This window comes from Ensifer sp. NM-2 (assembly GCF_003024455.1).
GTDB classification, from domain to species: Bacteria; Pseudomonadota; Alphaproteobacteria; order Rhizobiales; family Rhizobiaceae; genus Ensifer; species Ensifer canadensis.
In genome coordinates, this window is the sequence record NZ_PVZR01000001.1 from 555,162 (window position 1) to 581,218 (window position 26,057).

The window sequence follows — 26,057 nt, forward strand, 5'->3', positions numbered from 1 at the left end:
CCGAGGATAGCCTCCAATGGATATGAACGAAATCAAAGAGATCTTCTTCCAGGAATGCGAGGAACAACTCGCCGAACTGGAATCGGGTCTGCTGAAGCTCAATGACGGCGACCGCGATCCGGAAACGGTCAATGCGGTGTTTCGCGCGGTGCACTCGATCAAGGGTGGCGCCGGCGCTTTCGGGCTCGACGACCTCGTCTCCTTCGCCCACGTGTTCGAGACGACACTTGATTGCGTTCGTTCCAACAGGCTCGACCCCGGTCCTGAGGTTCTGAAGGTGATGCTGAAGTCGGCCGACGTGCTCGCCGACCTGACGAACGCTGCCCGCGATGGCGGTAGCGTCGACGAGGCGCGCAGCCGCCAGTTGATCAAGGAACTCGAGGCGCTTGCCAACGGCGAGGTACCGCAGGCGTCGGCCGCTGCCGAGCCGGTCACCAAGGCCGCCCCGGTTGTAACGGCACCCGTCGCCAACGACGAAGGCTTCCAGCCCGTCGCGTTCTCCTTCGACGATTTCGAGGCAGACGAGCCGGCGCTGATGGAGATGCCGACCTACGAGATCGTCTTCAAGCCGAGATCCGATCTCTACGCCAAGGGCAACGAGGCAACGCTGCTTCTGCGCGACCTTTCCCGCCTTGGCGAGATGAGCATCCATTGCGACATGGACGCGCTTCCGGCGCTCGATCGCCTAAATCCGGAATCCGCCTACTTCTCCTGGAAGATCTCGTTGAAGACGGACAAGGGCGAGGACGCGATCCGCACCGTGTTCGAATTCGCCGAGTGGGATTGCGACCTCGAGATTTTGCTGGTCTCCGATGACACAGCCGCTCCGAGCGAAGAGCTGCCGATGCAGCCGGTGCCGTTCGACCTCTCGATCCTCGACGACGAGCCGGCTGTTTCGGTCGGCGTGATCGAGGAAGAAGAGCAGCTGGCAGCCCGGCAGGCGATCCGCGATGCGGCCGTCTCTGCCGCCGGCACGGCCAGCAACGTGCTGCAGATGGCCCAGTCGACCGCCCGTGCGCCTGTTGAAAAGTCGGCCGGTGCCGCCGCCAGTGCCGCGGCGCAATCCGCAGCCGCGCAGCAGGCAGCCGCATCCGCCGCGACACCGACCATCCGCGTCGATCTCGATCGCGTCGACCGCCTGATCAACCTCGTCGGCGAACTGGTGATCAACCAGGCGATGCTGTCGCAGAGCGTGGTCGAAAACGACGCCAACGGCACCTCGTCGATCAACATGGGCCTCGAGGAGCTGCAGCAGCTCACCCGCGAGATCCAGGACTCGGTGATGGCGATCCGCGCGCAGCCGGTAAAGCCGGTGTTCCAGCGCATGTCGCGCATCGTTCGCGAAATCGCCGACATGACCGGCAAGTCTGTCCGTCTCATCACCGAAGGCGAAAACACCGAAGTCGACAAGACGGTCATCGACAAGCTGGCCGAACCGCTGACGCACATGATCCGCAACGCCGTCGATCACGGCCTCGAAACGCCGGAGAAGCGTCTCGCCGCCGGCAAGAGCGCCGAAGGCACCGTGCGCCTGACGGCCAAGCACCGGTCGGGCCGCATCGTCATCGAGCTTGCCGACGACGGCGCCGGCATCAACCGCGAGAAGGTGCGCCAGAAGGCGATCGACAACGATCTGATCGCCGCCGATGCCAATCTCTCCGACGAGGAGATCGACAACCTGATCTTCCACGCCGGCTTCTCCACCGCCGACAAGATCTCCGACATCTCCGGCCGCGGCGTCGGCATGGACGTGGTCAAGCGCTCGATCCAGGCGCTCGGCGGCCGCATCAACATCTCCTCGAAGCCCGGCCACGGCTCGGTCTTCACCATGAGCCTGCCGCTGACGCTCGCCGTGCTTGACGGCATGGTGGTCACGGTCGCCAACCAGACGCTGGTGGTGCCGCTGACGGCGATCGTCGAGACCTTGCAGCCGGAAGCCGCCGCAATCCATTCGTTCGGCTCCAACCAGCGGCTGATATCGATCCGCAACTCCTTCTGCCCGCTGGTCGACGTCGGTCGCATCCTCAACTTCCGCGCCAGCCAGGCAAACCCGGTCGAAGGCGTCGCACTTCTGGTGGAATCCGAAGGTGGCGGCCAGCGCGCACTGATGGTCGACGCCATCCAGGGCCAGCGCCAGGTCGTCATCAAGAGCCTTGAGGCCAACTACACCCACGTGCCGGGCATCGCTGCGGCGACCATTCTTGGCGACGGTCGGGTGGCGCTCATCCTCGATGTCGACACGATCGTGGCCGCCTCGCGTGGCCATTCGCTGAAGGCTGAAATGTCTCTCGCTGCTGCTGGATGAATGCGATGACCTATGCCGCAAGGAATCTGACCACGGACGGACGAGAGCTGATTGCTTTCCGCGTCGGCGATCAGGAGTTCTGCGTGAACGTGATGTCCGTGCGCGAAATCCGCGGATGGACACCGGCGACTGCAATGCCGCATGCGCCGGCCTATATGCTCGGCATCATCAATCTGCGCGGCGCGGTGCTGCCGATCATCGATCTGTCGGCACGCCTCGGCATGAAGCCGGCCGAGCCGACCGTCCGCCATGTCATCATCGTCGCCCAGGTGAAGAACCAGGTCGTCGGCCTGCTGGTCGATGCCGTCTCCGACATACTGACGATTACCGATGACAAGATCCAGCCGACACCTGATGTCATCTCGTCCGAATTCGAAAGGAGCTTCGCCCGCGGCGTGCTCGCGATCGAAGGCCGGCTGATCTGCCTGATAGAACTCGAATCTGTCTTCCCGCAGGAAGAAAGGGAAGCAGCATGAGAAACCAGGCCATTCTGGAGCAGAAGCAGTCGCCCGATGAATGTTTGGCAAGCGGTGAGTATCCGCTGACGCGCCGCGATCTCAGTGAAATCGCAGCGATGATCTATGCCGATGCCGGCATCTATCTCAACGAGACCAAGGCATCGCTGGTCTATTCCCGCCTGTCGAAGCACATCCGCAACCTCGGTCTCAAGGGCTTCCGCGAGTACTGCCAGCTGGTCTCCTCGCCGGCAGGCGCTGCCGCCCGCCGCGACATGCTCTCGCATCTGACGACGAACTTCACCCGCTTCTTTCGCGAGAATCATCACTTCGAGCATCTGAAGACGGAGGTTCTGCCGGAGCTGATTGCCCGCGCCAAGGCCGGCGGTCGCGTGCGTATCTGGTCTGCGGCGTGCTCGGACGGGCAGGAGCCCTATTCGATCGCGCTGACGGTGCTGTCGCTGCTGCCGAACGCGGCCGATTACGACTTCCGCATTCTCGCGACCGATATCGACCCGAAGATCCTGACGCTGGCACGGGCCGGCGCCTATGATGCCACCGCGCTCGAAACGGTCAATCCGGCCATGCGCAAGCAATGGTTCGACGAGGTCAATGCCGGCGGCCGCTTCAAGTGGCAGATCGACGATCGCGTCAAGCGGCTCATCACCTTCAACGAGCTCAACCTGATGGCCCAATGGCCGTTCAAGGGGCCGTTCGATGTCATCTTCTGCCGCAACGTGGTGATCTATTTCGACGAGCCGACGCAGATGAAGATCTGGTCGCGTTTTGCCGGAATGCTCGGCACCAATGGACATCTCTACATCGGTCATTCCGAGCGCGTGTCGGGCGACGCCAAGTCGCAGTTCGACAATATCGGCATCACCACCTACCGCCATACCGGCAAGTTTCATGGAGGACGGGCATGACCGCACCCGCTCGCGTTCTCGTCGTCGACGACTCCGCCACCATGCGTGGCCTGATCACCGCAGTTCTCAATTCCGATCCCGGCGTGACCGTCGTCGGCCAGGCGGCCGATGCGATGGAAGCGCGCCAGGCGATCAAGCAGCTCGATCCCGATGTCGTCACGCTCGACATCGAGATGCCGAACATGAACGGCCTGGAATTCCTCGACAAGATCATGCGCCTGCGCCCGATGCCGGTCATCATGGTCTCGACGCTGACACACAAGGGTGCCGAGGCGACGATTGCAGCACTTGAAATCGGTGCGTTCGATTGCGTCGGAAAACCCCTTCCGGGCGATCCGAACCCCTTCGGCGATCTGATCGACAAGGTGAAGGCCGCAGCCCGCTCGCAGCGAAAGTTCATCATCACCGGCAACAAGGCGGCAGCGCCGACGGCGGCCAATGTCAACGGTGCCTCGGAATATCGGGCAGGGCGCAAGATCATCGCCATCGGCGCTTCCACCGGCGGCGTCGAGGCCCTGATCACCGTGTTGCAGAAGTTCCCGCCGAACTGCCCGCCGACTGTGATCACACAGCATATGCCGCACACCTTCACCAAGAGCTTTGCCGAGCGGCTCAATCGCCTGTGCGCACCGACGGTGCAGGAAGCAACCGATGGCGCACGCCTCGAAATCGGCAAGGTCTATCTGGCCCCGGGCGGCGAGCGCCACCTGCAGGTCTCCAATCCGACGGCGCCTTGCTGCCGTCTGGTCGATCGGGATCCGGTCAACGGCCACCGTCCTTCGGTCGACGTGCTGTTCGATTCGGTCGCCGAACTTGCCGGTCGCAATGCGATCGGCGTCATTCTGACTGGCATGGGCCGTGACGGCGCATCCGGTCTCCTGAAAATGCGGCATGCCGGGGCAAAGACCTTCGGACAAAACGAAAAGACGTGTGTCGTCTACGGTATGCCGAGAGTTGCCTATGAATTGGGCGCCGTCGAAACGCAGCTCCCCCTCGGTTCCATCGGGGAGGAGATACTGAAGACCGCGGCGTTCCGGAAGGAAGGAAGCGAATAATGTCCATCGCCGAAAAAATAAAAGTTCTGATCGTCGACGATCAGGTCACGAGCCGCCTGCTTTTGGGCGACGCCCTGCAGCAGCTGGGCTTCAAGCAGATCACCGCCGCCGGTGATGGGGAACAGGGCATGAAGATCATGGCCCAGAACCCGCATCACCTTGTCATCTCCGACTTCAACATGCCGAAGATGGATGGCCTTGGCCTGCTCCAGGCAGTGCGGTCGAACCCGGCTACCAAGAAGGCGGCCTTCATCATTCTGACGGCGCAGGGCGACCGCGCGCTGGTCCAGAAGGCGGCAGCGCTCGGAGCCAACAACGTGCTGGCCAAGCCGTTCACGATCGAAAAGATGAAGGCCGCGATCGAAGCCGTATTTGGGGCATTGAAATGAACATGGAAGCCGTCGGCAAGCGCGTGCATGTCATTCAGGGCGAGTACAAGGTCTTCAACGATCCCAATGTGGTGTTGTCGACCATTCTCGGTTCCTGCGTGGCCGCGTGCATGCGCGATCCCGTGGTCGGAGTCGGCGGCATGAATCATTTCCTGCTGCCGGGATCGGCGTCGTCGCCCGCTTCCGGCGGCGATGCGACCCGCTATGGGGTCCATCTCATGGAACTGCTGATCAACGGTCTGTTGAAGCAGGGCGCCCGGCGTGATCGGCTCGAGGCCAAGATCTTCGGCGGCGCCAAGACCATCGCCCGGTTTTCGAATGTCGGTGAGCAGAATGCCGCCTTTGCCCGGCAGTTCCTGCTTGACGAAGGCATCCGCATCGTCGGCGAGAGCACCGGCGGTGAACACGGCCGCAAGCTCGAATACTGGCCGTCGTCGGGACGCGCCCGTCAGTACGCACTGACAGGGGTGGAAACCCAGCGCACGGTCCAGCTGGAAGAGCGCCCGGTGATCGCGCCACGTCCGGTCGAAAGCTCCATCGAATTCTTCTGATCCTGCGGGGCATGCTCCGCAGGCGAACCACACGCCTGCACTATCGTCAGAAAAACCACGTGAGAACCGACAATGCAGACTGACTACCAGGGCCACATGCCGCACGTGGAAGAATCGCTGCCCGAAGTGTTGATGCGCGTCGTCACCGAACTTCACGACGTCGCCTATCTCATCGAACGGATCGAGCCTCAGCTGCTCGGCGGTCGGGGCGCCTCGGCACTCGACAATCGCGACGAGATGATGGTGCTGCAGGGCATCGATCTGGCCGTGCAGAAGACCCGCGGCCTGGCCGAGTTCATCGACACGATCACCGCCGTGATCCCCGATACCTGCCTCGTCGACGTGACCACGGCTGTTAGCCTGGTCAAGCTCGCCGACATGAAGAAGGCGCTGGGCAACGGCATGTTGCGTCACGGCCATTCGCAGCCGCTGACCAAGGCGGCGGGCGACTTTGAGGCGTTCTAAAGCCTTCCCAGGAAAAGTGCGGAGCGGTTTTCCGTCAGGGAACGCGTAAAAACAAAGAGAGCGTTTCCGCGCCCCGTTTAAGATGGACGCGCTCTTTTAAGATGGAAGCGCTCTGGCCTTTGGGCTGCATCGTCCGTCGGTGCAGCCAGATTTCTCTACAGCTATATCCCCCGATTTCCCCGAGACTGGCGGCGAAAGCCAAGTTCGCGCAAGTTTCGTTTCCTACGGTCCCGATCGGGGCTGATGGATTCGTGTGTGTTGGAAGTCGTTGCGGGGCACGCGACACCCACCAAACCCAAAATGTTGGAACTGCGCAGGGCGCTCGTCGGATGACCGGCTCGAATGTCCTGCGATACTGGGTGCGGAAACAGAATGAGTCTGTTGAATCAATTTTCGATGTTCACGAAGAACCTCGCCAGTCTGGGGCAAGGCAAGCTGATAGCGCTGGCGGCCGCCGGCATTGTCGCTGTCGGCATGGTCCTGGGGGCCGGTATCTACGTCAACAGGCCATCGTTCGAGACGCTCTATGTCGGGCTTGAGCGAAGCGACGTCACTCAAATCAGCATTGCGCTTGCAGAAGCCAACATCGACTTCAACGTCGGTGCGGATGGCGGCAGCATCCAGGTTCCCGTCGGCATGACCGGCAAGTCCCGTCTGCTCCTGGCCGAGCGCGGCCTGCCGAGCAGCGCCAATGCCGGCTACGAACTCTTCGACAATGTCGGCTCGCTCGGTCTGACCTCCTTCATGCAGGAAGTCACCCGGGTTCGCGCGCTTGAAGGCGAAATCGGCCGCACCATCCAGCAGATCTCCGGTATCGCCGCCGCCCGCGTCCACATCGTGATGCCTGAGCGTGGCAGCTTCCGTAAGGCAGACCAGAACCCGACCGCCTCGGTGATGATCCGCGCCAGCGCCACGGTCGGCCGCAATGCCGCAGCCTCCATCCGCCATCTCGTCGCCTCGTCCGTACCGGGGCTCGACTTCGATGACGTGACCATCCTCGATTCGACCGGCCAGCTTCTCGCCTCTGGCGACGATCCGGCCAACAGCGCCCTCAACCAGTCGCTGGGCGTGGTGCAGAATGTCCAGACCGAGCTTGAGAAGAAGATCGACAACGCGCTCGCCCCATTCCTCGGCATGGACAACTTCCGCACCAGCGTTACGGCTCGTCTGAACACCGACACGCAGCAGATCCAGGAAACGATGTTCGATCCGGAATCGCGCGTCGAACGCTCCACCCGTGTCACCAAGGAAGAGCAGAAGTCCAGCCAGCAGCAGCCGGACAATGCCGCAACCGTACAGCAGAACATCCCGCAGGCCGCTCCGCGCGGCGGTGCCGGCCCGCAGTCGAACGACCAGGCCGAGAAGAAGGAAGAACAGACCAACTACGAGATCAACAGCAAGACGATCGCCACCGTGAAGAACAGCTACACGGTCGAGCGCCTGTCGATTGCGGTGGTCGTCAATCGCGGCCGCCTTGCCGCCATGGTCGGTGAGCCGGTCGATCAGGCAAAGATCGATGCCTATCTTCAGGAGATGCAGAAGATCGTATCGTCAGCCGCCGGCATTGATGCGAACCGTGGCGACGTGGTGACGTTGAACGCCATGGACTTCGTCGAGACGCAGTTGCTTGACCAGGCCATCGCGGGTCCGGGTCTCATGGAGACGCTGACGCGCAATCTTGGCGGCATCATCAACGCGCTCGCCTTCGTCGTCGTCGCCTTCCTGGTGGTCTGGATGGGCATGCGGCCGCTGGCTCGGCAGCTCGGCCTTGGCGGAAGCTCCGGCCAGCTCGCCAACGAATCCGCCGGTCTCGAACTGCCCGATTTCTCCCCTGCGACAGCAGGTGCCGGTGGCGCCCTCATGGACGGCTTCGGCTCCGACTTCGGCTTCGACAGCACCGACGATCTGCTCAGCATGGGCGAAGACGCAGGCGCCTTCAACCGTCGCGTCAAGGAAGGACCGGAAAGGCGCCTTGCACGCATGGTCGAGATCAGCGAAGAGCGCGCCGCAAAGATCCTGCGCAAATGGGCTCTCGAGAAAGCCGCCTGATCACACACAGAAATCGTCTGATAGTGACAAATCCCGCCGCATCGGCGGGATTTTTCGTTTCGCAGGCGTTGCGGGTGCAGCGCTCTTGCCGTCGTGTCCCGTGCAAATATTGTGCGAGTCTCGGCGGTTGCCGGTATCGGCCGCTGAATCCACGGTAAGAATCGTTGTGCCGTCGCCCGAGTCATGGGTGCGGCCCGCGATTGTAATACTTTAACGAGATCTTAATTTTTAGATTCCGCCGTTGCTGCCCGGGTGCGGAAGGTGGGCCGGTTTACTGCGTCTGCCATCGTCAATACACAGATAAATTGGAATATAAATTGGGTTATTCGATAATAATTCTCGACGTATTCGAGTTTTATATATTGATAGACTGCGGTTGTTCGAGTGAATAATTGATGCATTTTCGCAACAGGCGTCAGTCGAAAGTAAAATTCGCCCCTGTTCGAAGCTTCTTCTGACTCTGGTGAATGACGAGATTTGGGCTGAATTTGTGCTCAGCGAGCCGCCCAGCGCTGCGCGAAATCGGTGCGTCAGCGGAGCAGGGGCAATTCGAACGGCAAAACTCTTTTAAATATCAACGCTATGTCAAAACATGTGCTGCGTGGTGCCCGGGATCGGACAATGCTGAAGCAGCATCTCGGCGAATCGTTTCATGAAAGGGTGGTGAAGTAAATAGCGAGAAGATGACGATGGTTTTTTTTGAGGACGGATGTACATTTTTAACATTGATTCGCGTCCTGAATTGCGACTGGTGGTGATATTCGGCTTGGGCCGGCTGTTGGCGGCGACAGTGCAAGCGCAGGTTCCAGGGCGGTGAATCCGGCACGGGGGCTGACATCATGGACATTTCGCAAGCAGACATAACTGTCTGGCCTTTGCCGACAGCGTCGACACGCCTACGCGGTGGTGGGCTTACGCGTGATCAGTTGTTTCGGCGGCTGGGCGACATGGCGGGGCGCGCCAACCTGGGAAGCGGGCTTGCGGCGCTGACCGAATATGTTGGCGCGAGCCATTATCTCCTGGCGCGATACGATCTCTCGCAGGATAACGGGCTCGACTTCGTCGTCTGCTCGGATTGGCCGTTCGACATCGTCAGACGGCTTTCGGGCATCATCATCGGACTTCATGCCAAGACGACCGAGCTTGAAAAATGCCTCTCGGTGCTGCAGCCAGTGTTCTATTCGCTGCCCGACGACATCGACCTGCCACGGGGCATCAGCCGCGAATATTGCGCGGTCACCTTCAATGTCGGACGGCTGCGCTTCTCGTTGATGCTGCTCGTTCCCGAGGATGTGATCCTGTCGCAGGAGAGCCTGCGCGATGTGACCCTGCTTGCTGGATACCTCGCAAGCTTCACCACACGCGCCGAAGTGCGGCACGATCGCGACTTCGACTTGACCGACCGTGAACTGGAGTGCCTGTCCTGGATCGCCGAGGGCAAGACGAGCGAAGAGATCGCCGTCATTCTCGGGATCTCCCGCAACACAATCAACAACTACATCACCAGCGTCATGCGAAAGACAGCCACGCGAACCCGCTCCGAGGCGATCGCCTATGCCGTCCGCAACAACCTGGTCTGAGGGGCGAGACTGATGACCCATTTCCTCGCCAGTGGACGCAACGACGACGACCAGCGGCACAGCCGTAGCGGCAGGGCGGCGCGCGCGGCCACTCTGATCACACGATTGCAGGCGATGCAGCGTCAGATCAACGCCAAGCATTTCGCCGTCCTGCGGCTCAACGGCAAGGGTATGGGCGCGGTGCGCAAGCTGACCTGCGTGCTCGACAACTGGGGAGTTTCCTCGGAAGCGAACGCGCATGATCTCATAACTCTTTACGGCGACGAGTTGACGGCCCATCTCGACACATCGCTGCTGCCGGTGCTTTGGAATGGCTCGGGCGAACATCAGGCGGCGGAGATGTTCGAGTTCGGGCACTTCGGCCACCGTCTGAAAGCGCGCAAGCTACCCTATTCCGGCATTGCCTTTCCCGTGCGGCTCGGTGCGCAGGGCAATGGATATGTGGTCTTCGCCGGCAGCTATGTCGAAGCGACGACCGAGCAGGTGGTTGATCTGCATGGCCGTAGCTGCACGATCATGACAGACCTTCTGGCGGCTGACGAGAAGCGCATGGTGCGGCCGGAGACGCTGAGTGATCGTGAGATCGCCTGCCTGCAGATGGCCGGCGACGGCCATATCAGCGAAGAGATCGCCGAACGGATGGGGCTCTCCGTCCACACGGTGAACGCCTATCTCGGCGCCGCCACGACCAAGCTCGATTCGGTCAACCGTATTCAGGCGATCGCCAAGGCTATTCGCCTCGGCTACATCAGCTGAAGATCGGGCGACCCGGAGCATTTCCAGGAAAAGTGCGTAGCGGTTTTCCGTCAGGAAATGCGTAAAAACAATAATATAGATCGTTTCTACGGCTCCGTTTAAACCGGAAGCGCTCTAACACGCCAGAGGCAGTTCATAGGATTTGATGAACTTCGCTTCGGTCAGGCTCTTTGCAAGGAAGGCCGTGTTCTCGTCTGGATCCGCCGACGGGTTCTGGAAGGTGATGTGGCTGATCTCGATGCCGGCGGTGTCGTTGCCGAGCGAGAGGCGTACGTAGATGGTGACGCCGCGCGGCTTGAGCTCGAGATCGAGCACGATTTCTGGCTCGCTGTCCCAATCCAGATTGTAATTTCCGCCGAGACCGAAATTGACCGTTCCGGGCAGGAAATAGAGCTCGGCGGCCGATTCAACGAGGTCAGCGAGGCTGGCATAGGATTCGAACCGCAGGAGAGCGATGAAATCCGCGGCGTCGATGAGACGCAACTCGGTCGCCACTGGGCGGATCGCTTCGGCTACTATCTGTTCCCGTCTCTCGGAGAATTCGCACTTTTTCATCGGCGTTACGTCATCCGTTTTGGTTGCGATTGCGCATGCACCCTGTGAATGAGTTCGGCAACTGCCTTGTAAAACACGGGTGGAATCACACTATCGACCGAGACTTGTGCAAACATGGAGCGTGCAAGCGGTGGATCCTCGAAGACGGGAATGCCGTTCTTCTCTGCGATCTCGCGGATTTTGAGGGCAACGAGGTCCTGACCAAGGGCAACGACCACCGGTGCGTCGCTTTCTTCGCGGACATAACGCAGGGCAACGGCATAGTGGGTAGGGTTGGCGATCACCAGGGTTGCCCGTGGCACCGATGAAATCATGCGCTTGCGCGCCCGATCGCGCTGCATTGAGCGCAGGCGCGACTTGACGATCGGGTCGCCCTGCGCCTGCTTCATCTCCTCTTTTACTTCCTGCTTGGTCATCATCAGTTCGGTGTACCAATGGTGACGGGACCAGAAGAGATCGGCGATCGCCAAAACGGCGGTGGCCAGCATGATGACGATCATCACCTGGTTGAGATCGGACGTCATCGTCGAGAAGATCATAACCGGATCGGAGAACATCAGATCGAGCGTCGCGAAGTAGTCGTTCCAGAGAACCAGCACGACGAAGATCGACACGACGATGATCTTGAACAGCGACTTTCCGAACTCCACCAACCCTTGAACGCCGAAGATGCGCTTCAGGCCCGCCATCGGCGAAATCCGGTTCATCTTCGGCTGGATGCGATCGAGCACCGGACGCGGCAGGTTCTGAAAGATCGACGAGCCGACGCCGAAGACGATGAGCAGCACGAAGACGGGAACGAGCAGTGCTGTCGACTTCCACGCGAGGTGCGTCATCAACGCGACGACATCCGTGGCGTTGTTCAGTCGCCAGGCTTCCGGCTGCTCGAAAATGTCCTTGAGCGCCGCGGCAACCGTGCTGGCGCCGTCGGTCAGGAAGAACACGAAGAAGATGTAGATCGCCACAGTCGAGGCAAAGGTGGTCGCTTCGCGGGAGAAGGGCACGTTGCCCTTGTCGGCGGCGTCGGAGATCTTCTTCTCCGACGGGGATTCTGTTTTGCTGTCCTTATCCTGATCGTCCGACATGCGACAGGAAATCTCCCGACCGGTTTCCACAAGACAGCGCTGATCTTGCGCTGTTTGTAGTGAACCCGGAAACTAGGGCAGACAAGGGCTTCGCGGGGGCAATCATGCCGGGTCAACAGGAAATGCGGGGGCCGTCGATCTCTCCAAAACAGGAACGCGGGCCAAGGGCCCGCGTTGTGGTTCTACGATCAGGCTTAGCGCCGGTCCTTGAAAGGATACCCGGCGACCGGATGGATCAGGCGGCCTGCGCTTCCTTTTCCTTCAGCTCCAGCTGGCCGCTTGCGGCAAGGCGGATCGCCTCCTGGGTGATCGAGCGGCGGGCGATGGCGATGTCGCGCGGGTTGATGCCGGCATCGCCCATGGCAAGATCGGATTCGATCATGCGGCGCTGGCGTGCGCCGATGGAGGCGAGCACCGATTCGCGCAGGTCCGAGGTCGAACCGCGCAGCGCCATGGTGATGATGTCGGTCGAGACATCGTTGAACAGCTGAACGCGGCTGCGCTGCGGCATGTAAAGAACGTCGTCGAAGAGGAAGATCTTCGGGCGAACCTTCTTGGCCGATTCGGTGCTGAGAGATTCGAGCGAAGCGAGCAGCGTGTCGACCTGCGGCTTGTCGAGCTCGTTCATCACCTCGGCGATCTTGGTCGGACCGGCGGAATTGCGCTCGGCTTCCATCTCGCCGATCATTTCCATGACGCGGTTCTCGATGATCGACGCAGCCTTCGGGCTGACGTCCTTCATGTTGACGGCGCGCTTCAGGATATCCGGCCTCTGCTCTTCGGAGAGCTGCAGCAGGACCTTCGCGCCGAAGCTCGACGGCATCATCGACAAGACATAGGCAATGGTCTGCGGATGTTCCTTGGCCAGCTGCAGCGCAACCGCGACCGGGTCGCATTCCTGCAGTCGGTCCCAGATGTTGGCTTCGTAGGACTGGAAGGTGGCGCGGCGCCCGAGCAGGCCGTCGACTTCGTCCGGGGTCAGGCCTTCCTCGAGAATGCTCTCGATCGCCTTGGCATTGTCCATGAGGCCGGCGCCCTCGGTGAACAGGTCTTCGAATTCGTTGACCAGCGCTTCCAGTTCGTGGGGAGGGATGGCCCGCAGCGACTGCGCCGAAGCGATGATCGCCTGCAGCTCGCTCTGGGTGAAGAACTTCAGCAGCTTTCCGGCGACGGTCTTGCCCATCGCGAGCAGAACGGCTGCTGCCTTGTCGGTCTGGTTGAGAGGTCTGGAGAGTGCCTGAGCCTCAAAACTTTCGAAATCCATCATGGATTCATCCCTCGCCCAATGATTGGGTTCTATGACTTCTTGCTGCCCTTGATCTCGATGAGCTTGACGCCGAACCGGGTGTCGTCGCCTTCGAGAACGGTAATTTCACCACGGCCGATGATCCGGCCGTTGACCATGATTTCGACCGGTTCGCCGATCCGCCGGTCGAGCGAGATCGTCGCGCCTTCGGTCAGGTTCATGAGACCCGATACCTGCATTCGGCTGGTGCCGAGAACGATCTGAACATCGATCGGAATATCCATGATCAGGTCGAGATTGGCGGTCATGCCGCTGCCGGGCGGCGTGTCGGTGACGGTTTCACCGGCATCGAAGTCCGATGCGCCGAAATCGCTGGCGCCGAAGCTGCCGCCGCCGAAATCCGTGGTGGCCGGGGTCTCCGACAGATCGTTGCCAAAGGTGTCCGAACCGAAGTCGCCGCCAAAGGCGCCAAGACCATCGGCCGGAGCGGCGAATTCGCCGCCGAATTCGCCTGCGCCACTGAGCGTGTCTACGCTGCCGAACTCGGCGCCGAAGCCAGCCGGCGCGTCCGTGTCTTTCTTGAGAACACCGCGCAGATCGTCGATCGCCTGGTCGAGTTCCATGTCTCCGACAGCGAGTGCGGCCTGTTCGTTGATTGGTGCTTTCTTGGGTGCCATGTGCGAACTATTCCAGTTGAAGCTTGCCTCAGGCCTACTGCCTGGCGACGGCGAGCCGAATTAACTCATGATGTGGCGAAGGATGTCCTGTTCGGAGCCGTGGGTATCCTTGACCCGCACGGTGTATTTCGCACCCGATCGGCCGAACTCGCAGACGTAGAGATCGCGGCCGTTGGCGTTCACGTCGACGCGAACGTCCTGGGCATCGTGGAAGGGAATGACGTCGCCGGCCCGGAGGCGGCTGATCGTCTCGAGTGTCAGGCTTTCAAGCCGGATGCGTGCCTCGATGGTGACGGCGGAGCGGCGAACCTGCTCCTCCATCTGTTCGGTCCATTCGGACTTCTGCTTGCGGTTCTGGCCGGCACCCTTCGGAAAGACGATCTGCGTCTTCAACAGCACGCTTTGCGGCACGATGATCGAGAAGGTCGACAAAACAGGGCCGAAACCGATCGTCATGTCGATCGCTGCCGCATGAACGTCCTCGACCGCAGGGTCGGGCTTGCCGCGGGAAGCACTGTTGTGGGCGCGGGCAACGATCGGCTCGAAGCCGCCCGACGCGTTGACGGCGGTGCGAAGCACGTCGGCGATCTTCTCGAAGATCGGTTGGGCGACGTCGATTTCGATCGGGGAAAGTGTGCGCGGTTGCGGCTCTTCGATATCGGTCGGCTCCGCGCCCAACAGCGCCTCGACCATGGTGATGATGATCGGGCTGTCGCAGCTGATCAGAAAGTCGGGGCACCAGTTGCGCAAGCAGATGTCGCTGATCAGCACGCCGTTGCCGAGCTCGGCGATCAGGCTGTTGCGCAGGCCCGTGCGGAAGCCCGCATAGCCGATGGCGATGTCGAGGCCGGTTTCCGCCTTGCAGATGTCGGGAAGGAATTCGCCGAACACCTGGCCGAGATCGAGCGCCACCCGGCCGATCGCGCGGTCGTCGCCGAGCGCGCCGGTCATGCGCGCCAGCAGTTTCCTGTCGAAGGGATGAACGTTTGTCGGTGTTCCTGATGTCATGGGATCAAGCCGCCTTGCTTTCGCTGCCGCCGCCGGGGTTCATCATCTCCTGCTCGACGGCGTCGATCGAAGGACGCTCATAGGCCGAAATCGTCTTGCGGCCGTATTCAAGCGCGACCTGCGGAACCGAGCCGTTCATGTAGGCAAGCAGCGTCTGCTTGACGATGATGTAGAGCCGGTTCTGTTTTTCGCGGACGGATTTGATGTTCGCGACCAGCGGAGCGACGATCGAGTAGGAGAGGAACACGCCGAGCAGGGTGCCGACGAGTGCGGCGGCGATCTTGGCGCCGAGAACCTCAGGCGCTTCGCTGATCGCGCCCATCGCCTTGATGACGCCGAGAACCGCCGCGACGATGCCGATCGCCGGGAAGGCGTCGCCCATGATCGTCAGCGCGTGGTAGGACTTCATCTTGTCGTGGGTGATCGTCTGGATTTCTTCATCCATCAGCGCCTCGATCTCATGCGAGCGGGCGTTGCCGATGATGATCAGGCGGACGTAGTCGCAGATGAAGGCCGTCAGTTCCTTGTTTTTCAGCACGGTCGGCGCCGACAGGAAGATCGAGGATTCTTCGGGGTTGTCGATGTGGCTTTCGATCTCGTTGCGCGACTTGGTTCTCAGATCGCGCATCAGCGAGTAGAGAACGCCGAGCGTGTCGAGATACTCCCGCTCCTTGGGAACCTTATGGCGAAACGCTTCGCCGAGAGCCTTTCCGGTATCCTTCACCACCTTCATGGAGTTGGCCATGATGAAGCCGCCGATACCGGCGCCGCCGATGATCAGCAGTTCGAAAGGCTGGTTGAGGACTTCCATGTGGCCGCCCATGGCCACGTAGCCGCCGAGAATACAGCCGAAAGTCACAAGAAGCCCGATGATGATGTTCATTTTCGATACCTGACACGATCCCATTTTCGTCTAACGGGATAAGGTTTCTTCCTTGCGTGAGGCTGGCCGTCGAAGCGGCGGAAATCATTGCGGTGGAACAGGTTCGCGCAAGCCAATCCGGTCAGGATTTGCTATGGCCGGCTCTCCAGTCGCGCCCGTCTCACTCCGCTAAGGGCGACCGATCGTGACCACGACCTATACGAGCTACAAGCTGATTACGGCCGACTTGGGCAAGTCGCTGGAGCGCGTCGCCGAGGAACCGGACGTCGCCCGCGAGACCGAATATTATCTTTCGAAGATCGGCGACATAAAAACGATCGACCAGTTTTTCGCTGACACGCGCCTCTACAACTATGCGATCAAGGCGCACGGTCTCGAAGACATGGGCTACGCCAAGGCCTTCATGCGCAAGGTCTTGACCGAGGGCGTCGACAACGAGGATGCCTTCGCCAACAAGTTGACCGACAGCCGCTACAAGCAGCTGGCCGAATCGCTGAATTTCGCCCTTCACGGCGAGGCGGCCACCTCCTTCGATCGCGCCCAGAAGGGCGTCGTCGACAAATACGCCCGCCAGACGCTCGAGCAGAGTGCCGGCGAGGAGAACGCCGGCGTGCGGCTCGCGCTCTATTTCGCCCGCATGGCGCCGTCGATATCAAGCGGTTACGCCATCATTGCCGACGAGGCGCTGGCGCAGGTGGTGCGCACCACGCTGCAGCTGCCCGACGAATTCGCCGGCACCGAGGTCGACTGTCAGGCGGCCGCCTATGAGGACGCAATCGACCTCAAGGACTTCCAGGATCCGGCCAAGCTGACGGACTTTCTCGATCGCTTTACGGCGCTTTGGGAAATCAACAATTCAACGGACGGTTACGACCCGCTTGCGGTTTTCGGCGCGTCGAGCGGCTACGGCATCTCTTCCGACCTGCTCCTGTCCATCAACAGCCTGAAACTCGGGGGACGCTGAACGTGCAGACCGGTCTTTACGTTGCGATTTCGTCGCAGATGGCGCTTGAAAAGCGTCTCAATACACTTGCCGACAATATCGCAAACTCGGGCACCGTCGGTTTCCGCGGCACGGAAGTGAAGTTCAACCAGATGCTCGGCGATACCAAGCCGACCAAGGTTTCCTACGTCAGCAAGGGCGAAGAGTTCCTCAATAGCAGCAACGGTTCGCTGACGCGCACCGGAGGCATGTTCGATTTTGCCGTCAAAGGCGATGCCTGGTTTCAGATCGACACGCCCTCGGGTCCGGCGCTGACGCGCGACGGTCGCTTCACGCTGACCGAAACCGGCGAACTGGTCACCATTCGCGGCTATCCGGTTCTCGACGCCGGCGGCGCGCCGATCCAGATCAATGGCTCGGGCGGCGACGTGACCGTCGGCGCCGACGGTGCCCTGCACCAGAACGGTGTCGCGGTCGCCTCGCTCGGCCTCTACCAGGCCGACTTCAGCAAGGGCTTCATGCGCCTCGACAACAGTGCGGTGCTTCCGGCGGTACAGCCGGAACCGGTCGTCGATCGCTTCGATGTCGGCGTCATGCAGGGGTTCCTCGAAGAATCCAACGTCAACGCCATCGCGGAAATGTCGCAGCTGATCATGGTCACCCGCGCGTTCGACAACATCACCGCGCTGATGCGTGACAGCGAAGGGTCGCTCGACGAAGCGATCAAGACGCTCGGTGGCAGCCGCTAAGGCGTGACGGGAAACGGTATGGAACGCGAAGGCCTGAAGACGAGCGCCGCATCGACATCGCTGGCTGCCCTTGCCGGCCTGGTCGAACGCTACGCCAAACCTGAACATTCGATTGCGCCGGGCGGCCACGTCCAGACGATCTCTCCGGGCCACTATACGGTGACCGGCCTGTCGCGACATGTCCGGCTCGGCGATTTCGTCGCGCACAAGAGTTCGACTGGAACGCATCTCGGCGAAGTGGTGCGCGTCGAGCCTGAACGCGTGGTCGTCTGCCCGATCGAGCCGGGCGATCCGATCGGCATCCACGATACAGTCATCCGCAAGGGCGCCTTCCGCATCGCGCCGACCGACCAATGGTGCGGCCGGGCGATCAACGCGCTTGCGGAGCCGATCGACGGCCTCGGTCCGCTGCTGCAGGGCGACGTCCGCCGCTCGATTTCCAACACGGCACCGCCGTCGATGACCCGCAAGCGTGTGGAGCAGGGGTTCCGCACCGGTGTGCGGGCGATCGATATCTTTTCGCCGCTCTGCCTCGGACAGCGCCTCGGCATTTTTGCCGGTTCCGGTGTCGGCAAATCGACGCTGCTGTCGATGCTTGCGCGCGCCGATGCCTTCGACAAGGTGGTCATCGCGCTGGTCGGCGAACGCGGCCGCGAAGTGCGCGAATTCATCGAGGACACGCTCGGCGACAATCTTTCCAAATCGGTTGCCGTTGTCGCGACCAGCGACGAAAGCCCGATGCTGCGCAAGATGGCGCCGCTGACCGCCGTCACCATTGCCGAGCACTATCGTGACAACGGCGACAACGTGCTGTTGATCGTCGACAGTGTCACCCGTTTCGCCCATGCGATCCGCGAAGTGGCGACCGCATCAGGCGAGCCGCCGATCGCCCGCGGCTATCCGGCCTCGGTCTTTACCGAATTGCCGCGCCTGCTTGAGCGTGCTGGTCCCGGCGCTGAGGGCGCCGGCACCATCACTGCGATCATCTCGATCCTGGTGGACGGCGACAACCACAACGATCCCATCGCCGACTCGACGCGCGGCATTCTCGATGGGCACATCGTGCTCGAACGCAGCCTGGCGGAAGAAGGCCGCTATCCGCCGATCAATCCGCTGGCGTCGATCTCCCGTCTGGCACGCAAGGCTTGGACGCCGGACCAGGAAAAGCTGGTGTCGCGGCTGAAGGCGCTGATCCACCGCTTCGAGGAAACGCGCGACCTGCGCCTGATCGGCGGCTATCGCCCGGGTGGCGATCCCGATCTCGACATGGCGATCAAGCAGGTGCCGGTGATCTACGACGTGCTGACACAGACGGCGAGCGAGCCGCCGACGCAGGATGCTTTTTCCGATCTTGCCGGTGCGCTGAAGGCCGCGGCAATGGGCAATCAGCCGGGTGCTGCAGGGATGAGGCCGAGGTGATGGGTGTGACCGACTACGACGCCGACGAAACGATCCGCCAGCGCAAGCGCGAATCCGGCATGCCGATGATCGACAAGGCGCTGGCCGCAACCGGCATCATGCTGGCGGCCCTTGCGACCTTCTTTCCCTGGTACGCCTTTTTCAATCAGGACAAGTTCACGATGCCGCCGTTGTGGCAGGGCTCGACGCGTGATCTGCCGGAGAAGCCAGCGCGTAGCGTCCTGTCAGTATCGCCGTTGGCAATGTCCGATATGGACGGAGAAACCGTCGCGGCAATCGACCAACTGACGACGGCGACCGTTCCAAGCCTTGGCGGCGGCCCGGCCGTCGAGGGGACCGCTCCGAAGGAGGGGCTCGAGCAGCCATTCCCAGGCAAATCCGGCTTCAAGCTGATGCATGTCGCCAACGGTCGGGCTCTGATCGAGGATACGACCGGCATGTATATCGTGCGCATCGGTTCGATCCTGCCGGACAACAGCCGGCTGGCGACGCTTGAAGAGCGCGATGGCCGCTGGGTGATGATCACGTCGGGCGGCGAGGTCTACCAGGCCGACTGACCGGCCCCCATTTTCCGATCGTTCTTCTCCGTTGCGGGTTCGTCACTGTCCGCAACGGATAATGTCCTGCGTGTTTTGGATGCGTTCCGGCATCAGCACCAAGCTCGTTTCCGACGACAAGTCCCACGCAAGATTACCGACCTAGGTTCGCATCACCAAGCATGGAGCTTTTGATGCAACCGATTCAGCTTTTCGAACTCGCGTCCCGGCAGGCCCAGTGGCTGACCGTCCGCCAGAACGTGGTGGCCGGCAACATCGCCAACGCGAATACGCCGCACTACAAGGCCAAGGACGTCAAGCCGTTCGAAAGCGTGTTGGAAAGCACCGGCATCCAGATGGCCGCGACCCACAAGGCGCACTTCACCGAGAGCCTCGAAGCCTCGCAGGTGGCTGAGGTCGGCATGCTTGACGGCGTTCAGATCCAGCAATCCGGCAACAGCGTCGCGATCGAGCAGGAAATGATGAAGACCGGTGAGATCAAGCGCGACTACGAGCTCAGTGCCGGGCTCGTCAAAGCGTTTCACCGTATGATGCTCATGACGGTACGGAAGTAACAACCATGGATCCTTTGACTTCGGCCATGAAGGTCTCGGCCTCCGGTCTGCAAGCAGAATCGACCCGCCTGCGCATCGTTTCCGAAAACATCGCCAATGCACGCTCCTCCGGCGACGCACCCGGCGCCGACCCGTACCGGCGCAAGACCATCAGCTTTGCAGCCGAGGTCGACAGGGCCAGCGGCGCATCGCTCGTCGAGATCGAGCGGCTCGGCACCGATGATTCTGACTTCACCATCGAGTTCGACCCGGGCAATCCGGCCGCCGACGAGAAGGGCATGGTCAAGATGCCGAACGTCAACATCCTGGTTGAAATGGCCGACATGCGCGAAGCCAACCGCGCCTATGAGGCCAACCTGCAGACGATCAAGCAGTCGCGCGACCTGGTTTCCCAAACAATCGACCTGTTGAGAGCATCACAATAATGATCGACGCAATTAATTCTGTCGGCGCATTTTCGGTCATGAAAGAGGCCGAAGGTACCCGCCTTACGTCCTCTTCGTCGTCGGTCTTCGGTGCGGCCAGCGCCACCCCGGCGGCCCCGCAATCCCAGAGCTTTGCCTCGGTTCTCGGCGACATGGCGACCGACGCTATCGGCGCGATGAAGAAAGCCGAAGGCGCATCGCTCGACGGCATCCGCGGCCAGGCCAACACCCGTGAAGTCGTCGATGCGGTGATGAACGCCGAACAGTCACTCCAGACCGCAATCGCGATCCGCGACAAGGTGGTGACCGCCTACCTCGAAATCGCGCGCATGCAGATCTGAAGGAACGAGACATGAAGGCCCTTTCCATTGCCGCAACCGGCATGAACGCCCAGCAGCTGAACCTCGAAGTGATCGCGAACAACATCGCGAACATCAACACCACCGGCTACAAGCGTGCCCGCGCAGAGTTTTCCGACCTGCTTTATCAAACCGAGCGCGCCCAGGGCGTGCCGAACCGCTCCAACCAGGCGATCGTTCCGGAAGGTGCGATCATCGGTCTCGGCGTCCAGACGGCCGCCGTGCGCAACCTGCATATCCAGGGCAGCCTGGTCAGCACCGGCAACGACTACGACCTCGCGCTGGTCGGCCGTGGCTGGTTCCAGGTCGAAACGCCCGATGGCGAGACGGTCTATACCCGTGCGGGCGCCTTCAACAAGAATGCCCAGGGCCAGCTGGTGACGATCGACGGCTACACCGTCGTGCCGGGCGTCACCGTTCCGCAGGACGCCACCGAAATAGCCTTCACCAGCTCCGGCCAGGTAATGGTGCGCATCGGTAACGATCCGGCGATGCAGGAAATCGGCCAGCTGACGGTTGCCAACTTCGTCAATGAAGCGGGTCTCGAGCCGCAGGGCGAAAACCTGTTCAAGCAGACGCCGGCCTCCGGCGAGCCGATCGTCGGCACGCCGGCTGATCCGGGTTTTGCGCTGATCAAGCAGAAGTATCTCGAAGCGTCGAACGTCGATCCGGTCAAGGAAATCACCGACCTGATCTCGGCCCAGCGCGCCTATGAGATGAACTCCAAGATTATCCAGGCCGCCGACGAGATGGCGGCTACGGTGAGCAAGAACCTCAGATAACGGAAGAGGGGGCAAACATGACGTTTCGCCGAGCCGCAGGAATGACAGCTCAGAAGGACGGTTCCGCGCCAAGGGCGCGGCACGTGGTGGCGGGCATTTTGCTCGCCGCCGCTTTCCTGTCGCCTTCGGCAGGCTTTGCGGAACGGCTGACGGCAGTCATCCCCAAGCAGACGATTTACCCAGGCGAAGCGATCGACGCGAGCCGGGTCGAGATCGTTGATGTGACCAATCCCGATCTGACGGATGGTTATGTCAGGACGTTGAGCGAGATCGACGGCAAGGTAAGCAAGCGCACGCTGCTCCCCGGCCGCGTCATCCTGGCCTCCGCGCTGCGCGAGCAATATGCGGTCGAGCGCGGCTCCACCGTCCGTCTGATCTTCAGCAATGGTGGTCTCACCATCAGCGCGGCCGGTTCGCCCCTTCAGGACGCCGCGGTCGGCGATCTGATCCGGGCTCGCAACATTGATACTGGCGTTATCGTTTCCGGAACGGTGATGGCCGACGGCACGATACATGTGGTGGCGAAATGAAAATGCTTGCCTGCAAATGGTTCCTGACGCTGGCCGTCGCGCTGTCCACAGCGATGACGCCCGCCTTTGGCGCGTCGCGAATCAAGGACGTTGCCTCGCTGCAGGCCGGCCGCGACAACCAGCTCATCGGCTACGGCCTCGTCGTCGGCCTTCAGGGAACGGGTGACAGCCTGCGCGCGTCGCCGTTTACCGATCAATCGATGCGCGCCATGCTGCAGAACCTCGGCATTTCGACCCAGGGCGGAGAATCGCGCACGCGCAATGTCGCCGCCGTTCTCGTCACGGCGAACCTGCCGCCCTTTGCCAGCCCCGGCAGCCGCGTCGACGTGACCGTCGGATCGCTTGGCGATTCCACCTCCCTGCGCGGTGGTACCCTGGTGATGACCTCGCTCTCGGGCGCCGACGGCCAGATTTATGCGGTCGCGCAAGGGTCGGTCGTCGTCACCGGTTTCAATGCGCAAGGCGACGCGGCAACGCTCAACCAGGGCGTCACGACGTCAGGGCGCGTGCCGAACGGCGCCATCATCGAGCGCGAGCTACCGTCGAAATTCAAGGACGGCTTCAACCTCGTGCTGCAGCTGCGCAACCCCGACTTCTCCACCGCGGTCGGCATGGCCGCGGCGATCAACAAATATGCCGCGGCGCGATATGGCGGCCGCATCGCCGAAGCCCGGGATTCGCAGGCCGTTCTCGTCGAAAAGCCGAAGATGGCCGACCTTGCGCGGCTGATGGCGGAGATCGAGAACATCGTCATCGAAACGGACGTCCCTGCAAGGGTCGTCATCAACGAACGCACGGGCACGATTGTCATCGGTCAGGACGTGCGCGTCAACGAGGTGGCCGTCAGCTATGGCACCTTGACAGTGGAGGTCAGCGAGACGCCGACGGTGGTTCAGCCGCTGCCGTTCGCGCGCGGCCAGACGGCGATGGAGCCGAACACCACCATCGATGCTCAATCCGACGGCGGCACGGTCGCCATTCTCAATGGGTCCAGTTTGCGGTCGCTCGTTGCCGGTCTCAATAACATCGGCGTCAAGCCGGACGGCATCATCGCCATCCTGCAGAGCATCAAGACGGCCGGGGCCCTTCAGGCGGAGCTTGTCCTGCAATGATGAACATCGACCGCCTTCTCGGAAGATCCCGCAACATCCTGCTCGCATCGGTTGCCGTCGCGTCGATGCTGGCGATGCCCGGCGCCTTCGCCCAGGACGTCACCGCGCCGCCCGCCAGCAACGCCACAGCCAACGAAATCCAGCAGTTCTGCACCAACATCGCCGATGCTGCCCGCGACCAGCGCTACGTGCTGCAGCGCAAGGAACTCGAGGCTCTTCAGGCGAATGTCGACGACCGGATCGCGACGCTCGAAAAGCGGCGCGAGGAGTATGAAGACTGGCTGAAGCGCCGCAACGACTTCCTCAAGCAGGCCGAGATTGGCCTCGTCGGCATCTACAAGACGATGAAGCCGGATGCTGCCGCGGGCAAACTTGAATTGGTCCGTCCGGAGATTGCCGCCGCGATCGTCATGCAGCTGCCGGCGCGGCAGTCGTCGCTGATCCTCAGCGAGATGAGCGACGAGAAGGCCGCCATCCTGACCAACATCATCTCGAGTGCCAGCGATCCGAACACCTCGAAGGAACCATCATGAAAATGCGTCTAACGGCCATATTGGCCGCGGGCCTCCTCGCAGGATGTCAGAACCAGGCCATCAACGAGATCGGCCGTGCCCCCGCCATGAGCCCGATCGGCAGCGGTCTGCAATATACCCAGACACCGCAGCTGGCGATGTATCCCAAGGAGCCGCGCCATGTCGCCAACGGTTTCTCGCTCTGGAACGACCAGCAGTCGGCGCTCTTCAAGGATGCACGCGCGCTTAACGTCGGCGACATCCTGACGGTCGAGATCGCCATCAACGACAAGGCGTCGTTCGACAACAAGACCGATCGCAGCCGCAAGAACACCAGCGGCTTCAACATCGGCGCGAGCGGGCAGTCGGAAGCCAGCAGCTTTGGCTGGTCGGGTGACCTGAAATACGGCTCGAACACCAAGACCGAAGGCGACGGCTCGACCGAGCGGGCCGAAAAGCTCCAGCTGCTTGTCGCGGCAGTCGTCACCGGCGTGCTCGAAAACGGCAACCTTCTGATCAGCGGTTCGCAGGAAGTTCGCGTCAACCAAGAGCTTCGCATCCTCAATGTCGCTGGTATCGTGCGCACGCAGGACGTCGACTCCGAGAACGTGATCTCCTACGACCGGATTGCCGAGGCACGCATTTCCTATGGTGGTCGCGGCCGCCTGACCGAAGTGCAGCAGCCGCCTTACGGCCAGCAGATCATGGACCTGATTTCGCCGATCTGATCGGCAGGGAATGGCAAGATGGAAGAATTCGATACCGCCGCGCCCGTGAAATCACCGTCGAAGGTGATGACGATCGCCATCGTTGCCGTCCTGACGCTCGTCGCCGGCGGCGGCGGCTGGCTGGTCGGCGCCATGCTGGCGCCGCCGCCGCCCAAGGAGCAGGTGGAGGCGACCAAGGACACAGCTCCGAACGCAACCGGCGAGGAGGGCGTTCCGAAGATCGCGACGGAAGCCAACGGCGTCGTCCAGCTTGACCCGATCACCACGAACCTTGCCTACCCCTCGGAAAACTGGATCCGGCTCGAGGTGGCGTTGCAGTTCGACGGTGTCCCGGACCCGGCGATGGCCGAGCAGCTACACCAGGATATCGCCGCCTATCTGAAAACCGTGTCGCTGCAGCAGATCCAGGGGCCGCGCGGCTTTCAATATCTCCGGGATGACATTCAGGAGCGGGTTGACCTGCGCTCGGATGGGCGCGTAACCAATGTTATGTTCAGAACCTTCGTCATTCAATGATTCGCTAAATGATCCGGCTCATCGCCTTCATAGTCGCCATGATGGCGATGTCCGGAATTGCCGGCGCCCAGAGTTTTCCCTCTGACATCCTGAACACGCCCATCGACGGATCGGCCGCCTCCTGGATCATCCGGACGTTCGGCCTTCTGACCGTTCTTTCGGTGGCGCCCGGCATCCTGATCATGGTCACCAGCTTTCCGCGCTTCGTGATCGCCTTTGCCATCCTGCGCACCGGCATGGGCCTGGCGACGACACCGTCGAACATGATCATGGTTTCGCTGGCGCTGTTCATGACCTTCTACGTCATGGCTCCGACCTTCGACCGCGCTTGGCGCGACGGCATCGACCCGCTGATGAAGAATCAGATTACGGAAACGGAAGCGCTGCCGCGCATCGCCGAGCCGTTCCGCGAATTCATGCTCGCCAATACCCGCGACAAGGATCTGCAGCTCTTCATCGATATAGCCAAGGAAAAGGGCCAGACCGTCGTCGTCAACGACAAGGTCGACCTGCGCGCCGTCGTTCCCGCCTTCATGATCTCGGAAATCCGCCGCGGCTTCGAGATCGGCTTCCTCATCATGCTGCCATTCCTGGTGATCGACCTGATCGTTGCCACCATCACCATGGCGATGGGCATGATGATGCTGCCACCAACGGCGATCTCCCTGCCGTTCAAGATCCTCTTCTTCGTGCTGATCGACGGCTGGAACCTGCTCGTCGGCAGCCTGGTACGCTCGTTCAGCTGACCAGCGAACCCGCTCCTCTTCGTTCTTTCAGCCTTGGCTTGTCGCCACGCGCCGTCTCCTGTGCGTGGCCGCGGCTGCTGCAGAAATATCCTCAAGTGTCATCGACCCAGGCACCAGCCGGTGAGTTTGAAACGTTGTCT

The 26,057-nt window shown here is 61.5% G+C and carries 30 protein-coding genes; 24 read left to right on the plus strand and 6 right to left on the minus strand.

The window, feature by feature from the left end:
* Positions 1-16 precede the first annotated feature (16 nt).
* From C6558_RS02750 to visR, 10 genes are all read left to right on the plus strand, one after another.
* Positions 17-2,305 (plus strand): chemotaxis protein CheA, encoded by a 2,289-nt coding sequence (locus C6558_RS02750; protein WP_025425898.1) that lies wholly within the window; start codon positions 17-19, stop codon positions 2,303-2,305.
* Between the two features lie 5 nt (positions 2,306-2,310).
* On the plus strand, positions 2,311-2,781 hold the full coding sequence (locus C6558_RS02755) for a chemotaxis protein CheW (RefSeq protein WP_025425899.1): 471 nt from the start codon (positions 2,311-2,313) through the stop codon (positions 2,779-2,781).
* Positions 2,778-3,686: a protein-glutamate O-methyltransferase CheR gene (cheR, locus tag C6558_RS02760; protein ID WP_025425900.1), complete on the plus strand. Its 909-nt coding sequence runs from the start codon at positions 2,778-2,780 to the stop codon at positions 3,684-3,686. Before C6558_RS02755 ends, cheR begins: the two co-directional genes overlap by 4 nt.
* On the plus strand, positions 3,683-4,741 hold the full coding sequence (locus C6558_RS02765; RefSeq protein ID WP_025425901.1) for a chemotaxis response regulator protein-glutamate methylesterase: 1,059 nt from the start codon (positions 3,683-3,685) through the stop codon (positions 4,739-4,741). The genes cheR and C6558_RS02765 overlap by 4 nt, the downstream gene beginning before the upstream one ends.
* Positions 4,741-5,130, plus strand: coding sequence for a response regulator (locus C6558_RS02770; RefSeq protein ID WP_025425902.1), 390 nt, complete (start codon positions 4,741-4,743; stop codon positions 5,128-5,130). Before C6558_RS02765 ends, C6558_RS02770 begins: the two co-directional genes overlap by 1 nt.
* A complete protein-coding gene (gene cheD / locus C6558_RS02775; RefSeq protein ID WP_025425903.1) occupies positions 5,127-5,681 on the plus strand; it encodes a chemoreceptor glutamine deamidase CheD in 555 nt (184 codons plus the stop codon). Before C6558_RS02770 ends, cheD begins: the two co-directional genes overlap by 4 nt.
* Positions 5,682-5,753: 72 nt before the next feature.
* A complete protein-coding gene (locus C6558_RS02780; RefSeq protein WP_025425904.1) occupies positions 5,754-6,146 on the plus strand; it encodes a hypothetical protein in 393 nt (130 codons plus the stop codon).
* 372 nt (positions 6,147-6,518) lie between these two features.
* Complete coding sequence (fliF, locus tag C6558_RS02785; RefSeq protein ID WP_025425905.1) at positions 6,519-8,195, plus strand: flagellar basal-body MS-ring/collar protein FliF; 1,677 nt, start codon at positions 6,519-6,521, stop codon at positions 8,193-8,195.
* A gap of 839 nt (positions 8,196-9,034) precedes the next feature.
* Complete coding sequence (gene visN, locus C6558_RS02790; protein WP_025425906.1) at positions 9,035-9,775, plus strand: transcriptional regulator VisN; 741 nt, start codon at positions 9,035-9,037, stop codon at positions 9,773-9,775.
* A 12-nt stretch (positions 9,776-9,787) separates the two neighbouring features.
* Positions 9,788-10,531, plus strand: a complete 744-nt coding sequence (gene visR, locus C6558_RS02795) for a transcriptional regulator VisR (RefSeq protein ID WP_025425907.1) — start codon at positions 9,788-9,790, stop codon at positions 10,529-10,531.
* A 114-nt stretch (positions 10,532-10,645) separates the two neighbouring features.
* On the opposite strand, the gene C6558_RS02800 is transcribed toward visR, so the two are convergent.
* The 6 genes from C6558_RS02800 to motA form a co-directional block, all read right to left on the minus strand.
* On the minus strand, positions 10,646-11,086 hold the full coding sequence (locus C6558_RS02800) for a hypothetical protein (protein ID WP_025425908.1): 441 nt from the start codon (positions 11,084-11,086) through the stop codon (positions 10,646-10,648).
* Positions 11,087-11,091: 5 nt separating this feature from the next.
* The gene (gene flhB / locus C6558_RS02805) at positions 11,092-12,171 is read right to left on the minus strand and encodes a flagellar biosynthesis protein FlhB (protein ID WP_025425909.1); all 1,080 of its coding nucleotides are present in this window, start codon (positions 12,169-12,171) and stop codon (positions 11,092-11,094) included.
* 235 nt (positions 12,172-12,406) lie between these two features.
* The gene (gene fliG / locus C6558_RS02810; protein ID WP_025425910.1) at positions 12,407-13,438 is read right to left on the minus strand and encodes a flagellar motor switch protein FliG; all 1,032 of its coding nucleotides are present in this window, start codon (positions 13,436-13,438) and stop codon (positions 12,407-12,409) included.
* A gap of 29 nt (positions 13,439-13,467) precedes the next feature.
* On the minus strand, positions 13,468-14,094 hold the full coding sequence (fliN, locus tag C6558_RS02815; protein WP_025425911.1) for a flagellar motor switch protein FliN: 627 nt from the start codon (positions 14,092-14,094) through the stop codon (positions 13,468-13,470).
* Positions 14,095-14,154: 60 nt separating this feature from the next.
* Positions 14,155-15,102, minus strand: a complete 948-nt coding sequence (locus tag C6558_RS02820; protein WP_025425912.1) for a FliM/FliN family flagellar motor switch protein — start codon at positions 15,100-15,102, stop codon at positions 14,155-14,157.
* Between the two features lie 4 nt (positions 15,103-15,106).
* Positions 15,107-15,985, minus strand: a complete 879-nt coding sequence (motA, locus tag C6558_RS02825; protein WP_025425913.1) for a flagellar motor stator protein MotA — start codon at positions 15,983-15,985, stop codon at positions 15,107-15,109.
* A 184-nt stretch (positions 15,986-16,169) separates the two neighbouring features.
* On the opposite strand from motA, the gene C6558_RS02830 reads away from it, so the two are divergent.
* The 14 genes from C6558_RS02830 (at position 16,170) to fliP (ending at position 25,917) form a co-directional block, all read left to right on the plus strand.
* Complete coding sequence (locus C6558_RS02830) at positions 16,170-16,949, plus strand: DUF1217 domain-containing protein (RefSeq protein WP_107026824.1); 780 nt, start codon at positions 16,170-16,172, stop codon at positions 16,947-16,949.
* Positions 16,950-16,951: 2 nt separating this feature from the next.
* Complete coding sequence (gene flgF / locus C6558_RS02835) at positions 16,952-17,677, plus strand: flagellar basal-body rod protein FlgF (RefSeq protein ID WP_025425915.1); 726 nt, start codon at positions 16,952-16,954, stop codon at positions 17,675-17,677.
* Between the two features lie 18 nt (positions 17,678-17,695).
* Positions 17,696-19,096 carry a flagellar protein export ATPase FliI gene (gene fliI, locus C6558_RS02840; RefSeq protein ID WP_025425916.1) on the plus strand — a complete coding sequence of 467 codons (1,401 nt, stop codon included), beginning with the start codon at positions 17,696-17,698 and terminating at the stop codon, positions 19,094-19,096.
* On the plus strand, positions 19,096-19,653 hold the full coding sequence (locus C6558_RS02845; protein ID WP_025425917.1) for a hypothetical protein: 558 nt from the start codon (positions 19,096-19,098) through the stop codon (positions 19,651-19,653). The genes fliI and C6558_RS02845 overlap by 1 nt, the downstream gene beginning before the upstream one ends.
* A 173-nt stretch (positions 19,654-19,826) precedes the next feature.
* Entirely contained in the window at positions 19,827-20,207 is a 381-nt protein-coding gene (flgB, locus tag C6558_RS02850) for a flagellar basal body rod protein FlgB (RefSeq protein ID WP_025425918.1), read from the plus strand.
* A 5-nt stretch (positions 20,208-20,212) separates the two neighbouring features.
* Positions 20,213-20,632: a flagellar basal body rod protein FlgC gene (gene flgC / locus C6558_RS02855; protein WP_025425919.1), complete on the plus strand. Its 420-nt coding sequence runs from the start codon at positions 20,213-20,215 to the stop codon at positions 20,630-20,632.
* Positions 20,632-20,973, plus strand: a complete 342-nt coding sequence (locus C6558_RS02860) for a flagellar hook-basal body complex protein FliE (RefSeq protein ID WP_025425920.1) — start codon at positions 20,632-20,634, stop codon at positions 20,971-20,973. Before flgC ends, C6558_RS02860 begins: the two co-directional genes overlap by 1 nt.
* Positions 20,974-20,984: 11 nt before the next feature.
* Positions 20,985-21,773, plus strand: coding sequence for a flagellar basal-body rod protein FlgG (gene flgG / locus C6558_RS02865; RefSeq protein ID WP_025425921.1), 789 nt, complete (start codon positions 20,985-20,987; stop codon positions 21,771-21,773).
* Positions 21,774-21,790: 17 nt separating this feature from the next.
* The gene (gene flgA / locus C6558_RS02870) at positions 21,791-22,303 is read left to right on the plus strand and encodes a flagellar basal body P-ring formation chaperone FlgA (protein ID WP_025425922.1); all 513 of its coding nucleotides are present in this window, start codon (positions 21,791-21,793) and stop codon (positions 22,301-22,303) included.
* A complete protein-coding gene (locus C6558_RS02875) occupies positions 22,300-23,415 on the plus strand; it encodes a flagellar basal body P-ring protein FlgI (RefSeq protein WP_025425923.1) in 1,116 nt (371 codons plus the stop codon). The genes flgA and C6558_RS02875 overlap by 4 nt, the downstream gene beginning before the upstream one ends.
* On the plus strand, positions 23,412-23,948 hold the full coding sequence (locus C6558_RS02880) for a MotE family protein (protein WP_025425924.1): 537 nt from the start codon (positions 23,412-23,414) through the stop codon (positions 23,946-23,948). Before C6558_RS02875 ends, C6558_RS02880 begins: the two co-directional genes overlap by 4 nt.
* Entirely contained in the window at positions 23,945-24,655 is a 711-nt protein-coding gene (gene flgH, locus C6558_RS02885; RefSeq protein WP_025425925.1) for a flagellar basal body L-ring protein FlgH, read from the plus strand. The genes C6558_RS02880 and flgH overlap by 4 nt, the downstream gene beginning before the upstream one ends.
* Positions 24,656-24,673: 18 nt before the next feature.
* Entirely contained in the window at positions 24,674-25,171 is a 498-nt protein-coding gene (gene fliL, locus C6558_RS02890) for a flagellar basal body-associated protein FliL (protein ID WP_107026825.1), read from the plus strand.
* An 8-nt stretch (positions 25,172-25,179) separates the two neighbouring features.
* Positions 25,180-25,917 carry a flagellar type III secretion system pore protein FliP gene (gene fliP, locus C6558_RS02895; protein ID WP_025425927.1) on the plus strand — a complete coding sequence of 246 codons (738 nt, stop codon included), beginning with the start codon at positions 25,180-25,182 and terminating at the stop codon, positions 25,915-25,917.
* Positions 25,918-26,057: the final 140 nt, after the last annotated feature.